General features: G+C 71.6%; 3 protein-coding genes. 2 read left to right on the forward strand and 1 reads right to left on the reverse strand.

Annotated elements, in window-relative coordinates; all coding sequences use genetic code 11:
• The first annotated feature begins 6 nt into the window (after positions 1-6).
• On the forward strand, positions 7-14,493 hold the full coding sequence (locus O7623_RS21710) for a toxin glutamine deamidase domain-containing protein (RefSeq protein WP_282224853.1): 14,487 nt from the start codon (positions 7-9) through the stop codon (positions 14,491-14,493).
• Between the two features lie 22 nt (positions 14,494-14,515).
• Positions 14,516-15,316 (forward strand): DUF6406 domain-containing protein, encoded by an 801-nt coding sequence (locus O7623_RS21715; protein ID WP_282229506.1) that lies wholly within the window; start codon positions 14,516-14,518, stop codon positions 15,314-15,316.
• A 7-nt stretch (positions 15,317-15,323) separates the two neighbouring features.
• Here O7623_RS21715 and O7623_RS21720 read toward each other — a convergent pair whose 3' ends face one another.
• Positions 15,324-15,806: a hypothetical protein gene (locus O7623_RS21720; RefSeq protein ID WP_282224854.1), complete on the reverse strand. Its 483-nt coding sequence runs from the start codon at positions 15,804-15,806 to the stop codon at positions 15,324-15,326.
• Positions 15,807-15,847: the final 41 nt, after the last annotated feature.

Consider the following 15,847-nt stretch of genomic DNA (forward strand, 5'->3'; position numbering starts at 1 on the left):
TCGATCATGAACCCGAGGGAGGGGCTCGGCGAGTACGCGTGGGTCTGGGACGCGATCTGCTGGGTGAGCGCCGGTGAGGCCTGGCCCACCGGCGACGAGGTCGAGATGCGCGAGCTCGCCGATGCCTGGCGGCAGCTTGCCGAGGCAATCGGCGAGGCCCTCGCCGAGGCCGACCCGGCGGCGCTGCGGGTCATCGAAGGCTGGGGTGGCGACGCCGGCGCCGAATTCGCCACCTTCTGGCAGCAGGTCGGCGTCGGACCCAACACCGGACTGCCGGTGCTGCAGAAGGCCGCCGCCGCCTTCGCCAGCGGCTGCGACAACGCCGCCAACGAGATCGAGTACGCCAAACTGACCATCCTGATCGCCGTCGCCATCACGGTGATCGCGGTCTTCGTGGCGCTGCTGATGGCCTGGCTCGGTGGCGTTTCCGCCGGCGCCATCCCCGGCATCCTCGCCGCCGGCCGGCAGGCCGTCACCGTCGCCTTCCGGCGGCTGCTCGCCCAGCTCGGCCGGCAGATGCTGACCCAGGCCGGGATGCGGGCCGCGTTGCAGAGTTCGGCACGGCTCGCCACCACCGGGGTGAGCCGGATCGGCGCCCGCCGGCTCGGCACCCAACTGGGCATCGAACTCGCCGAGGAGATCGGCGAGGAACTGATCATCGACGTCGGTGCCCAGGCGTACCAGATGGCCCGGGGCAACCGCCGCGAGTGGGAAGGCAACCGGACGCTGACCGCCGCCGTCGGCGGAGCCTTCGGCGGGGCGCTCGGCTTCGGCGGCAACCGGCTGCTGCGCAACACCATCGCCCCGCGCGTACCGGTGTCGTTCCGGCCACCGGCGCTGAACTTCGGGACCTCCCGGGCCGCCCGGTGGAGCGCCGGCACCCTCCGCTGGGGTGGCCGCTCGGTCGCCGCCGGCCTGCAGAACGCGGTGATCTCACCGGCGGCCAGCGTCGCCGCGAACCTCGCCGTCAACCAGCAGTGGACCAGCCCCGGCTGGCAGGGTGTCCTCGGCGGCTTCACCAGCGGTGCGGGCCGGGGCGGTGCCACCATGGCGGCGTCGTCGGCCGGTGCCGCCGCCGCTGGCTTCGCCAACCGGCTGGGCGGCGTCGCGCCACCCAGCGGCGCCATCGACCTGGCGACCGGGATGCCGCTGACGACCGTCGGTGCCGGCGGGATCGACCTGGGTACGCTCGGCAGCAGCAGCACAGTGGACGGCAGTGCCGGCACCGCCGGCACCGGCGGCGCCGGCGGCGCGGGTGGCGCGGGTGGCGCGGGTGGTGGAGCCGGCAGTACGGCGGGTGTCGGTGTCGCCGATGGTGCCGGCCCGCCCGCGTCGACGAGTGCCGCTCCATCGGGCGCCGATCCATCGGGCGCCGCGCCACCGGCGACTGTGCCGGAGGCCGGTGCCGGCTCCATCTCGTTGGCGCCCACGACCGTGGACGTGACCGCTCCGGACGTCGTTGCCTCGAACCTGGCCGCCACCGAGGTCGAACAGCCCGCTCGGCCCGACACCGTGACACCGACGGCAACCTCCGGTGACGGACCGCCGGCCCAGGTCGGGGCCGGGCCGCCGGGGTCTGCGGCTGCCCCATCCACGCCGGCTGCCCCATCCACGCCGGCTGCCCCATCCGCGCCGGGGGCTGCGTCCGCGCCGGGGGCTGTGGCACCGAGCGGTGGTACGGCTGCAGCGGGTGCGCCGCCGACCAGCGCCACCTCAGCGGCGTCGACCCCAGCGACGTCCACCCCAGCGACGTCGACCCCAGCGACGTCCACCGCCACGCCGGCCGCATCCGCGTCCACCGCCGCCACCACTGCCCCGGGCACCTCGACCGCCGGTGCGAACACGTCGACCAGCCCGGCCACGTCGGCCAGTCCAGGCACCTCCGCCAGTCCGAACACGGCCGCCGCCAGTGCGAACACGTCGACCGGGACCGCGACGACACCGGCCCGGCCACCTGTGTCGACCATCGGGCCCTCCGCGGGCTCGGTCACCTTCAGCCCGCCGGTCGCCGCGCCGGCACCCGTACCGGCACCGGCCGTGGGGACCCCGGCGACCGGGGCCACCCCGGTCGGCCAGACGCCACCCGTACTGCCGCCGATCGGCCCGCCGGCACCCGTACCGCCGCCGGCCGCGACCGCTGGCGACCCGGACCGGGCGGCGCAGCCGGCGTCCCGCGGACCCGCCCCCGGACCGGCCGTCGACCCGCAGACGCTGCAGCGGTCGACCGGCCCCACCGGCAGCGGTACGCACAGTTGGCAGCTGGCACCGGTCCAGTTCGACGGCGACCCCACCAGCCCCGACGCCGACCAGGCACTCATCGAGGCATCCCGGGCGCTGGTCGACTCCGTCCAGGACGCGGTGACCCGACGGCAGCAGCAGATCACCCCCGGCGAGCAGATCTCGATGGCCAAACGGCCGGGTGTGGTCGGGGCGCTGCTGACCCGCAACGGGCAGCTCACCACCCACACCAGCATGACCGCCGACCAGAGCACCGACCCGGCCGCCGAACCGACCCCGCATCCACTGGTCCAGACCGTGCTGGACCAGGTCGCCCGGCAGGTCGACCGGCCCGGCAGCGGGCACGGCAAATGCGCCGAGGTCGCCCTGGTCTCCGACGTGGTGTACCAGCTGGAACGGCAGTGGAACGACGCCGGCCGACCCGGCGACTTCGACACGTACGCCCGATCGGAGCTGGCCGGGGCGCGGATCGTCACCCACCAGTTCCGCCGCGCCCAGGACATCGACGTGGTATACGAACGCGGCGACTACCGACCACCGTGCCGGTCGTGCGGGCCGCTGCTGGACAACCTCGGTATCACCCCGGTGGTCGACACCGAACGGCTGCCCGGCCCGGGCGTACCGCCCGACTCCGGCGCGTTGGGTGACGGGCGGGCGCTGCCGGAGACCAGACCGACCGGCGACGGACTTCCGCTGGTGCCACCGGACCCTGCCGACCAGCAGGCGCTGGCCGACGCCGTACCGGTCGGGTCGGACGGCCGACCGGCCCGGCACCCCGACCCGCGCGACGGCCGCTGGCCGGAACTGGTCAACGACGGCGGTCCGGCGAACCCCGGCCGCAGCACGAACTGCGCCGACGTCGGACTCTCCGTCCTCGCCACCTGGTACGGCGACCCGCAGGTCGCGGCCGCCACCGAACCGGGGCTGACCGCCGAACCGGACAGCACCCGGCGGCAGGAACAGTGGCTGGGCGCGCCCTTCGCACCGGCCGGGCGCGGGACCGCCGGGCTGGACGCGGTCGCCGACCAGCTGCGCCGCGCCGGCCCCGGCTCCGCCGCCCTGATCATCACCAGCTGGACCGCGGCGGCCGGCGGCGGCGCGCACACCTGGAACGCCGTCAACCACGACGGGCAGATCATCTGGATCGACGCGCAGAGTCGGACCGTTTCCGACACCGCACCGATCTACGGCAGCGAGGTCAACGGGGTCTGGTCGATCACCCTCGACGCCGACGGCAACCCGGTGCCCGCCGACGGCCCGCAGACCAGCACGAACGCGTCGACGACCGCGTCGACGATCGCGTCGACCACCGGGACGGTCAGCGACTCTGCGTACCTGGACGCGTTGACCGAGCCTGACCGGGACACCCTGCGTGGTGAACTGGCCGCCGCCCAGGTCGACGCCGACGCGATCCTGGCCGAGCTGCAGACCATCGGTGACCGGCTCAACGCCGACCTCGGCCTGGCCGGCACCGACACGCTCACCCCGCTGGGCAGCGAGTACCGGGTCAAGGGCGCCGAGTCGCTGGCCCGCAGGTTCAGCACCGACTTCGAGCCGAAGGGCTACACCCTCCCGGAGGCACTGGCCGAGATCAACGACGTGGTCCGGTTCTCCGTACGGGCACCGGAGACCGACGCGTACGGGCCGGCGGTGGCCGGGGTGCTCGACGCGCTGACCGCCAGCGGCCACCAGGTGACCGACGTCAAGAGCTTCTGGCACCCCGGGAACCGGTTCTTCGGGCTGAACTGCACCCTCGTCTCGCCGACCGGGCGCACGTACGAGGTGCAGTTCCCGACCGCCACGAGCTGGGCGATCGGCAAGCAGACGCACGGCCCGTACGAGGTGATGCGCGACCCGGCGCGGACCCCGGCCGACCGGATGCACGCCTTCCTCGACATCCTCGCCGTGAACAGGGCGCACGACATCGCCGACCGGATGCCCGGCGGCATGCCGGTGCTGACCGAGCGGTACGGCCCGCCGAAGGACACCAGCTTCGCCAAGTGGATCGGCAAACAGGACCAGGCCGGCCTGCGGCAGGACTACGCCGACTGGCTGGCCGCCGACCCGAGTCGCAGCTTCCGGCAGGAGTTGGCTGCGCGAGGATTGGACCCGTCCGACCTGCCCGGATTCGATCCCGACGCGATAGGAAGCACCGATGCCGACCCTGACCTTCCGCTACCACCTGCTGTATCGGACGGACGACCAGACCCAGCCGCCGGTCAACGTGATAGCGGTGGCGGCCGGCCCCGGGCCGACCCAGGCGGTGATCTGGGACCGTCCGACGTCGAGGTGGGGCTTCCGACCGGACGTGGCGGCGTCGATCCTGTACGCCAACCCGGAGCGCCACAGCGTACGGGCAGTGGACCGGTCGACGGCGGAGTCGGTGACCCGTCACTTCACGACGGTCCCGTTGCCGAGCGAGCCGGAGTTGACCCGGATCTGCCAGGAGGCCAGCCGGACCTGACCACGGGTCGGGACGACGGCGGGGAGGCTGCTGCTGATGGAGTTCCAGTACTACCTGCTGTACCACCCGACGCGGCGGTCGGACCATCCGGCGAACGTGATCGCGTTGGCCAACGATCAAGGTCCCACCAGAGCGGTGATCTGGGACCGTCCGACGGCCAGGTGGACCTGCCAGCCGGACGTCGCGACAGCAGTGCTGTTCGTGAACCAGGAACGCAACAACTTCCGAGGGGTGGACCGGGAGACGGCGGAGTCGGCGACGCATCACTTCACGACGGTCCCGTTGCCGAGCGAGCCGGAGTTGACCCGCATCTGCCAGGAGACGGGCGAGGCCTAAGCGCGGAACGGTCCGCATCGCTGGACCGTGATGCACCGTATTTCGACGAGTTGTCGGACCGGGAGCGAAAGATTGTTATCGACGCCGTTCATGCGGCGCGGATAGATGCTGATGTAATCATTGGAGACATTCGACAAGTAATCGACGAGATCAATTCAGGTCAGAATTTTCCTGGTAGCCTTCCCCTCACGCTTCTTGGGGTGGAGAATTGTGTCAAAGGGTCGAGCTCTTTGGCGCGGAAGTTCCTGGTCGACTTTGGTGCGTTCGGAATTGACTTGCCGTCGGCGCTTGGCGAGATCAACGACATCGTGAGATTCGCGGTTCGCTGTCCGGACGGTGATTCGTATGGAACTGCGGTGGAGGGTGTGCTTGGCGGATTGGAGTCGCAGGGGCATCGGGTCGAGTCTGGTAAAGTTTTCTGGAGGTCTGGAAATAGGTACTACGGATGTAATGTTACCCTGACTTCCCCCGAGGGTCGAACTTATGAGCTGCAGTTTCCGACAAGTACAAGCTGGTCGGTTGGAAAGCAAACCCATGCTGCGTACGAGCTAGTAAGGGATGTCTCGGTCGAATTTCCACAGCGAGTGGGCGCCTTCCTGGAAATTCTGGCGTTGAACAGGGAAAGTGGTCTTGCGGGAAATCTGCCAGGGTCGCTTGATTCGCTTCTTGTTCGATTTGGTGAACCGAAATTCAATGGATTTGCGAAGTGGTTTTCAGCGGTTGAGTCGTCCGGACTGCTGCAGGCGGGGATTCGGCGGAAGTACCTCGGCTGGCTCGAAAGCAGCGGGCTAACCTTCTCGGATATTCTTGTGGCACATGGCCTAGGGCAAGAAGATGTCCCTGGTTTCGTGCTCGACCCTACGGCGGTGACTGATGGACGACCTGAGGTTCCAGTACTACCTGCTGTACCGGCCAGTGAATCCGACGGAGACCCCAGTGAACGTGCTGGCACTAGCCAGCGACCTAGGTCCGACCAAGGCGGTGATCTGGGACTACCGGAGCAACCGTTGGGGCTTCAGGCCCGACGTAGCGGTGTCGGTCCTGTACGCGAATCAGGAGCGCCACACGTTCCACGGCACCGATCGGGCGACGGCGGAGTCGGTGACGCATCACTTCACGGCGGTCCCGTTGCCGAGCGAGGCGGAGTTGACCCGGATCTGTCGGGAGGCCAGCGAGGCCTGACCTCGGGCAAGGACGACGGCGGGGAGGCTGCCACTGATGGAGTTTCACTACTACGTGCTGTCCCAGCAGATCGATCCGACGGACATCCCGGTGAACGTCATAGCACTGGCGAACTGCCCCGGTCCGACTCAGGCGGTGATCTGGGACCGTCGGGCAGACCGATGGAGCTCCCGCCCGGACGTCGCAGTGGCGATCCTGTACGCGAATCAGGAGCGTCACACGTTCCACCGGACCGATCGGGCGACGGCGGAGTCGGTGACGCGGCACTTCACGACGGTGCCGTTGCCGAGCGAAGCGGAGTTGACCCGGATCTGCCAGGAGGCCAGCCCGACCTGACTGGCACCCGGCCGGGGTCGGGTGAGAGCCGTGATGCGGTGTCGACGAGCCTCGCGTCGGCGGACGCCACAGGCCAATCGTCGACGTTGCCGGAGCAGGGAGGGGGAGTCGATGACCGAGGACGAGACCGTCGTGGACCTGACGGGCGTGGTGACCGCCCAGCCGAGCCTGCCGGCGACGGTGGTGGTCGAGGAGTACGTGGCGGAGCGTCGACAGGGGCGGATCTCGGGCCGGCAGGTGTGGCCGGAGACGGGCCCGTCAGCGGAGTAGGCGACCGGACCGTACCGCTGAAGGGCGGCGATGCGCCGCTGGCCGGCTCCCGTCCGGTGGGTCCGTTGAATCTGGCGCCGTTGGAGGATGCGGGTTTTCAGGCTGATCTTGAGGCGGTGTTGTGGTCGGGTGGTGGGTTCGTGGTGGGTGCGGATCCGTCGTCGCATCCGTTTGGTGGGTTGGTGAATGATGGTGGTCCGGGGCGGTCGGGTCGGGGCAACAATTGTATGGATTGTTCGTTGGCGGGGTTGTCGACGTTTCTTGGTCGGCCGATGGTGTCGCTGCCGCGCTGGCCCGACGTCCTGCCGGACGGCACTGTCGACCGGCAGACCGGCGAGGCGTCCGGTGTCGACCGGGCCGAGGAATGGTTGGGTGGGGAGTGGGTGGCGCCGCCGGCGGACATGCCGGGTGTGCCGCAGAAGCGGGCGGTGGCGGTTGCCCGGCAGTACGCGCAGTTGCAGGAGCGGGTGGCGGCGGCGGGGCCGGGTAGTGCCGCCCTGGTCGTCGCCGATTGGCTCAGTGCGGACGAGCGTACGGGGCAGGTGCAGGTCGACGCCGACGGCAACGCCCTGGCCGACGGCTCGCACGCGTTCCTGATCGTCTACCCGTACGGGGCCGATCGCCCGGTGTGGTGGGATCCGCAGGACGGCCAGACGTGGACGGTGCCGCCGGCGCATGTCGTCGCCGCCACTCACACGTTGTGGTCGATGGACGCGCCGGCTGCAGGTGGAGGGACCAACAGTGACTCGGGACGAAGCGCAGGAGCTGATCCAACGGCTGGTCGGGACGCCGAACCGGATGGCGCTGCACGAGTTCGAGTTCGGCTGGCTGGCGCAGGAGATCCTGAGTCCGCAGGAACGCGGTACGGGGATGCGGATCGGCCTGGGGAGCTACATCATCGACCGGGACGGGACGGTGACGGTGCACGGGAGTCTGCCCGTACCGGTGACGATCAGCCGGTACGCGGCGGAGCGTCGGCAGGGCCGGATCTCGGGTCGGCAGGTGTGGCCGGAGACGGACTCGCCGGAGTAACAGGCGGAGTTTCCGGAGTAACGGACGGAGTCTCCGGAGTAGCTGACGGACACGCCGATTCCGGACCGTTGTCGGGTGCGCGTCCGGTGGGTCCGTTGAATCTGGCGCCGTTGGAGGATGTGGGTTTTCAGGCGGATCTTGAGGCGGTGTTGTGGTCGGGTGGTGGGTTCGTGGTGGGTGCGGATCCGTCGTCGCATCCGTTCGGCGGTTTGGTGAATGATGGTGGTCCGGGGCGGTCGGGTCGGGGCAACAATTGTATGGATTGTTCGTTGGCGGGGTTGTCGACGTTTCTTGGTCGGCCGATGGTGTCGCTGCCGCGTTGGCCGGACCGGGCGGGCGACGGGACGATCGACCGGGTCACCGGTGAGGCCGACGGGATCAGCCGGGCCGAGCAGTGGTTGGGCGGGGAGTGGGTGGCGCCGCCGGCGGACATGCCGGGTGCGCCGCAGAAGCGGGCGGTGGCGGTTGCCCGGCAGTACGCGCAGTTGCAGGAGCGGGTGGCGGCGGCGGGGCCGGGCAGTGCCGCCCTGGTCGTCGCCGACTGGCTGAGTTTCGATCAGGACACCGGCCGGCTGCACCTGGACGCCGACGGGAACGTGCAGGCGGCGGGCTCGCACGCGTTCCTGATCGTCTACCCGTACGGGGCCGACGGGCCGGTGTGGTGGGATCCGCAGTACGGCGGAACCGCGACGCAGCCACCCGCCGAGTATCTGGCGGCGACGCACACGTTGTGGTCGATGGACGCGCCGACGGCACGGGGAGGGACCGGAAGTGACTCGGGACGACGCGCAGGAGCTGATCCAGCGGCTGGTCGGGACGCCGAACCGGATGGCGCTGCACGAGTTCGAGTTCGGCTGGGTGGCGCGGGAGATCCTCTCGGAGACGGAACGCACCCAGGGGATGGGGCTGGGCCAGGGGAACTGGGTGATCGACCACGACGGGACGGTGACGGCCCATCGGAGCATGCCGCCGTCGATCATCATGCAGGAGTACGCGGCGGCCCGCCGGGCGGGCCGGACGACCGGCCGCCAGGTGTGGCCGCTGACGGTCGCGCCGGAGCAGCAGAGCTAGCCACTGACGGTCGCGCCGGAGCAGCAGAGCCAGCCGCCGCGCCGGGCGGCCTGATCAGCTCCGCGCCGGACGGCCTGGTCAGCGCGGCCGCCGGGACGACCTTCGGGGGTGCGCTGTACGACGCCGACCCGGTCGCGGTCGGCGCGGCGGTACGCGACGCGCTCGACACCGGGCTACTGCCCGCCGGCGCGGTCGCCGACCCGGTCGCCGGCACGGTCACCCTCGACACCTCGGCCGGGCCGGTGACCGTCACCGTCACCGTGACATCCCTGCCGCCCGGTACGACGGTGGCACCCGTCGCCACCATCGCGACGCACGCCGACGGGGCGACCGTACGGGTGTCCGACCGGGCCTCCACCGACCATGTCCGGCGGGCGGTCGCCGCCGCACTGGCCGAAGTGGACGCCATCGCCCAGGAGCGGGCCGACGGGCTGCGTACCGATGCGACGACGGCGCTCGCCGAAGGGTCCCGGCCCGAGGGTGACGGGCAGCGGCACCTGACCGCGCGGGACATGGGGCGGCTGGCGGAGCTGCGTACCGTCGCCGACCAGTTGGCGCAGGCCGGCACCGGCCGGCACGCCGACCCGGCCCAGGTGGCCCAGTTGCATGCCGAAGCGGTCGGCCTGCTGATCAGCAGCGGGCTGCTGGAGCCGTACCCGGGGCACCGGGTGCACAGCCTGGTGCCGAACGTACCGGTGGTCGGGCTGGCCGCCACGGATGCCCGGTTCGCTGCCGTCCGTACCCAGTTGGGGCCGGCCTTCGCGGACCTCGCCGGGCTGCTCACGGTCGCCCGCGACCGACCCGGCCTGGCCGACGAGATCCGGGTCGTCCAGGCCGACGTACGGGCGGCGGCCCGCCAGTGGGCCGCGCAGGCGACCGCCGCCCGCGACCAGGCGGACCTGGCGTTGACCGACCGGGTCGACGCCGCGCTCGACGCCGACCCGCAGCACGTCTTCGACCGGCTGGTCATCGGCGGCGGCTGGGCGGCCACGGCCGACTTCGCCACCCTCGACGCGCCGCCGGACACCGGCGACGGTCTGCCGCCGGTGCTGGCGGTGTCGCAGGGCCACGACCCGTGGGCGGACCGACAGCAGCTGCTGATGGGGCAGGTCCCCACCGAGTTGGAGATCCCCGGGCTGCCGTTCCAGCCGGCGGACTTCGCCGACGAAGGCACCCAGTTCGCCCGCTCCAGTGACTTCGCGGCGGCGGTCGGCGCGGCCCGCGCGTACACCGGGATGCCCAGCTACCAGGGCACCGCGACCGCGATCCTGCCCCGCCCGACCGGTGCCGACGCTGCGGCCGGTTGGCCGGCGGGCGCGAACTACCGGGTGACGATCGGCGAGCGCGGTTTCTACGCCGCCACCGTGGACATCGCCGCCGGTCCGGGCCCGGCGCGGGTGCCGGCCGCGCCGGTGTCGACAACCGGCCGGTACGTCGACCCGGCGACCGGCTACCAGGTCGACCGGTCCGGTCCGGTGCCGGTGTTCCGGGACCCGACCGGGGTGGCCGTCGACCCGACGACGCTGCCCGCGCAGGTACGCACGGTGCTCGGCGGCACCGACACCGTCCGCGCCGACCTGCCGCTGCTGGCTGACACCGCCGGCCGACTCACCGATCCGCTGCTGGTCGATCCGGCCAGCGGGTACGCCGTCGACGCCGGGACCGGCCAGGTGTACGCGCGGGACGGCTCCCCGGTCGACCCGGCGGCGCTGCCGGCTGGTGCCGCGCAGCGGCTCGGCTTCGACGCTGACGGCCGGTTCACCGACCCTCGGCCAGCGCGTCCCCGGGTCGACTTCGGTGGGCAGAACCTGGCCGACGCGTACCAGCCGGGTGACCGGGTGCTGGTGTTCGGCGCGGGTGCCTCCGGGGCCTGGGACATCGAGCAGGCCGCCGCGTCACCGGTGGCCACCATCGACTGGTCGGCCCGCGCGGTCGGGCTGCCGCCGGCGGACCGCACCGGGGATCCGGCCCGGGATGCCGAGCTGCAGTTTCAGCGCAGCTTCTCCGGCGGCTACAACCGCCGTAACACGCTGCCCGACGTCGGCGCGTACGACGTGGCTGCCACCGACAGCCGGATCAGCCAGTCGCTGCGCGAGATCGTCTCCGCCCGGCACACAGTGGACGGTACGTTCCTGGTCGAGTTCACCGACGGCACCCGCCACGAGTACGACCGGGTGGTCCTCTCCATCGGCCAGGCTCCTGAATATCCAGGGGGAGTCGCCGCCCTCGCCGGCACACTGGAGTTGCGCCCGCTGCCTGGGCCAGCGACGACCCGAGAGGGTAAGCCGGACATCCTTGGACTTTCCGACGACTCCGGCCGACTCCGGGTCCTCGGTGCCGCCGCCGTGGCCCGCCCGCTCATGCCGAGACTGGGCAGGTTCCGGAAATCGGTGGAAGTCGAGGTGGCGAAACTGTCGGCGGCGCTGCCGGACGATTCACGCAACATCCCGCCGAGCATTCGATTTCATGCCCAACGCATCGCCGAGGCCAACCGGAACTCGCCACCAATCCGGTCACACCTCGCCGAAGTCGACGTACCCACCCCGCCAGGCGATGTCGGGATCGAGCCAGGGCAGCGGCCCGTGCTCGGCGGCGATCCGTTCGGCGATCGGCGGAATGAAGACGTCGATCGGGTCCTGCCCGCCGACGGCGTCGAAGCCCTCACCGTAGGGGACCAGCTCGGCGTGGTTCCGCGCGAAGTAGACGAACCGCAGGTCGGGCAGGACCCGGGGAGCGAGTTCGGCGAACAGTTCGGCACCCGCCTGGGTGATGCCGCAGTTGACCAGCCCCAGCCAGCGGAGCCGCCGCAGGTGCGGCGAGGCCAGCAGAACGCGCAGCCCGTCGTTTCCGATCGGGTTGTTGTTCAGTCCGAGGCTGGTGAGGCGGGCCAGCAGCGGGCTCGCGGCGATCGGACCGATCAGGTCCGGGCCGACGTCGGTGAGCCAGACATGGCGGACCGGAACCCGGCGGTAGATGTCCGCGCCCCGGTCGAGGAAGTCGGCCCCCGGCAGCTCGATGAATTCGGCGAATCCGCGCCGGACGAGCCAATCGGTGACCAGGCCGGCGACGGGCGCGCCGAGTCGGGGAGTCAGCCGGTGGCTGAGTACGGCGGCCCGATCGGACAATTCAGGATCGACCGGGGTGCCGGCGATGACGGCCAGATCGCAGGCGATCTCGGCGCGGATCAGCTCGGCGTGGTCGGGGTCGGTGGGTTCGATGGCGTCGGCGTAGCGCAGCCGCAGGTCCATGTCGTCGGGGTCGGCGAGGATGGCGGCGTACAGGGTGTCGCTGACGGCGGGCCGGGCGTCGCTGGCGTCGGACATGACCGCAGCGTATCGACGCCACCCACGACAGCCGATGCGCGGCTGACCCGGATTCGGGAGCTGGCGGCCCACTACACCGCCGCCGACCCGCCGACCCGGCTGGCGCTGCGCGCCGAGATCGGCGTACTCGTCGACCAGCTCGGCCTGACCGGCGGCACCCCGCAGGCGTACGCGCGGTGGGCGCAGCTGCCGCCGGACCTGGCGAACCTGCTGCTGCGGCTCACCTCACCGGCGCTCGCCCCGGAGACCGTACTGGCGGTGCTCGGCGCGGACCCGGCGACGCTGACCGAGCCGCAACGTGCCCAGCAGCGCGACTACCGGGCCCGGCTGGTCCACAACGGGTACGTGCCGTTCGCGCCGCAGCTCACCGAGCAGCTGCACCGGCTCGTCGTCGACGCCGAGCACGGTCAGCAGAGCCTGCCGACGTTGCCGGCCTCCGCCGGCCAGGTGATCGGGTTGCGCCCGGATCAGATCGCGCAGCTGCGGGCCGTCGATCCGGCGCTGGCCGCGCGGATCGCCCGCGACGGCGTGTACGTCGACCTGACCGGCCGGGTCGACATCAGCCCGTACGTGTTGGCGAACGCGCCGCAGGTCGACGTGGGCGGCGTACACCCTGGGTTTGACCTGGCGACGGACGCCGGCCGGCGGGCGCTGCTGGCCGAGGACACCCGCCGGGCGTACGCGACGATCACCGCGACGTACGGGCAGAACCCGGAGGTCGTCCGGCTGCTCGGCAGCCACCGCTTCCACTACCTGGGGCAGAGCCGCACGATGGTGCTGGTCTCGGATGCGCTGACCCGGTCGATCCTCAACCTGGCGCCGAGCGACCCGGTCGGGCCAGCGTCCGCGTCGGCTGAAGCTGCGCCCGAGGCAGCACCGCTCGCCGCCGGTCCGACCGAGATCCACGTGTACGCCGACCACCCCACCCTGCCGGAGCCGGATCCCGGGGAGGTGGCACCGGAGTACGGCCGCCCGGTGGATCCGCGCTCCGGTGCACCGGCACCCCTGTGGAACGGGCCGCCCCGGCGGGAGCACGTCGCGCAGGGAGCGCTCGGCGACTGCGGCATGTTGGCGTCGATCGGTGCGATCGCCGGGCACAGCCCGCAGACGATCGGGCACCTGTTCCAGCCCAACCCGGACGGCACCGTCGATGTCGTGCTGCACGAGAGCAGCCTCCCCGGTGACCGGACCGCTCCGACCGGGCGACGGTTGCGGATCACTGTGACCCCGGACGTTCCGGTGCACGCCATCATGCCGGGTCAGGCCGCCTACGCTGACCAGTCGCAGGTGGGGGCGGCGTGGGCGAGCATCCTGGAGAAGGCGCTCGCGGCGGTCGACCGGACCTGGACCGCGTCCCGGCAGGTCCACTGGCAACAGCAGTGGCAGGGTTGGCAGGGTCGGACCGATCCGCATCGGGCGGCACCGCTGGGCTACGCCCGGATGAACCCCGGCAGCACCCCGGACCTGTGGGCGGAGCTGCTGACCCAGCTCACCGGCGAGCCGGCCCGCACCGGGCGGTTCCCCATCGCGCCGGGCAGCGAGCCTGCCGCCGAGGCGACGTTGGCCCGGCTGCTGGCCCAGGGGAAACCGGTGATCGCCAGCACCAAGCCGCCGGACCGCTACCTGCATCTGCCGAACGGAACACCGCCGTACGGGCTGTATGCCGGACACGCGTACGAGGTGGTGGCGGCACAGGGCGGGCACGTCTGGCTGCGCAACCCGTGGAACCATGGCCATCCGCAGCCGATCCCGGTGCGGGCGTTCCTCGACCTGATGAGCAGGGACTACGCCCACCTGGATCGTGCACCGGTGGTGCCGCCGCCCCCGCCGGTGCCGCCCGTGGCGGAGCAGGCGAGCGGGCCAGGTGAGTCGATGGCGCAAGCCCGGGTCGGCGGGTCGGCCGGTGTGGCTTCCACCGCGCTGACCGCTGCGGGGCCGGGCCGTACGGTGGTCGACCGGGGCGGCGCGTACTTCATCTACTACGTGGACCGGGGCCCGGCCGGTGAGCTGGTCCAGTTGGTGGCCGTCGAGGTGGGACCGGACGGGCAGCAGCGGTCGACAGGGTGGAGCGCTGGTCGGGTCGGTGTGGCGGCACCGCCGACAGCCGGTGCGGTGGCCCCGCTGGCAGCCGGTGCCGAACGCCTGCCGGTGAGCCGGGCGGAGGCTGAGCAGGTGGCGCGCAGCGAGTGGGGCTTCGAGTTGCCGGACGAGCCGACGCTGCATGAGATGCTCGGTGGCTGAACTCTCGACGGAAAGGGACAGGATGGTGCCGTCGCACCCCGATGTGCTGGTGATCCGGAACAACACACAGCTGAACATGGGTACGTTCAGCCTCGGTGCCGGTGGGGCGAACCCGCGTCGGCCGGTGACCGCGCAGATTGTGGTGGCCTACCCCGGGTCCGCCGATTCGACGACGCATCTGCTGCGGCTGGGTGAGACCTTCCCGATCGGTGCCGATTACTGGTACTTCGCCGGGGCGCATTTCGAGAACGCCGGCCGGTGGCGGGTGACGGTGCGACGGCTGGGGCCGGGTGAGGTGCCGCCGGTGGTGGACGAGTCGACGGCGGTGACGGGGTGGCGGCCGGCGCAGCTGCAGCCGTTCGGCCAGCTGGACGAGGCGCGGTTGCAGGCGTTGGAGCAGGCGTTGGGTCGCGAGTTGACGGGCGACTACCGCGACTGGCTGGCCGAGACGAACGGGGTGCAGCCGATGGAGCCGCAGTGGGTGCCGGGTGCGCCGTTCACGCTGTTTCCGGGGCGGCCGTTGTTGGGCGTCCATCCGGAGTATCCGGCGTACGACCTGCTGACCGCGGAGCGGGAGTGGCGGGTCGGGAAGCTGTCGACGGACTTCCTGGTGATCGCCGTACCGATGGAGGGTCTGCTGCTGCTGCGGTTGACGGACCCGCATCCGGGGACGGTCGGCTTCCTGCCGAACGATCTGCTGGCCGGCCCCGGTACGCCGGAGGTGGTCGCCTGGCGGGAGCGGCAGGTGGTCACCACCGGCCTGGGTTGGTCGTTCGGCGACTTCCTCGGCCGACTCACCCCACTCGACGCGCCGACCGCCTGACGCCGATTCACCGGCTGCCGGTGGGGGCGGAGCCGATCACCAGGAAGGTGTTCTCGGGCCACGGGTAGGAGTCGGTGTCACCGGGTTCGGCCGGTCGGAGGAAGACGATCCGCACGAGGCGGGGCCACCAGCGGGTCGGCTCCGACCAGGTGCACTGGACCTGCCGTTCGCCGGTGTCGGCGCAGTCGCCGACCTGTTCCCACCCGTCGAGTTGGCCGGCGACGTCGGATCGGACCTGGTCCCAGGTGGTGGCGGCCGGCATGGCGTAGGTCGCCACCTGCGGTGCGCCGCGTTCGCTGCGCAGGTCGGTGGCGACTTCAGCGGTACGGTTGTCGACGACCGCCTCGTACTCGCCTTCGGGCAGCGCCGTCGACGCCCCGGCCGGTGCCGCGACGGGGACCGGCTCGCCGGCGGTCGTCCAGCGCACACCGGCCACCGCTGCCGCACCGAGCACGAGGACCGCCCCGGTAACCGCAAGAATGACTCGCACAGCCGGAGTCTAGGAACACCGGTCCAGCCGGCACGGCACCC

Source organism: Solwaraspora sp. WMMD791 (assembly GCF_029581195.1).
Lineage (GTDB): Bacteria > Actinomycetota > Actinomycetes > Mycobacteriales > Micromonosporaceae > Micromonospora_E.

Coding starts and splice junctions, on each gene's coding strand:
- O7623_RS21715 (WP_282229506.1), top strand. CDS start 14,516: ATGGTGCCGTCGCACCCCGATGTGCTGGTGATCCGGAACAACACACAG.
- O7623_RS21710 (WP_282224853.1), top strand. CDS start 7: ATGAACCCGAGGGAGGGGCTCGGCGAGTACGCGTGGGTCTGGGACGCG.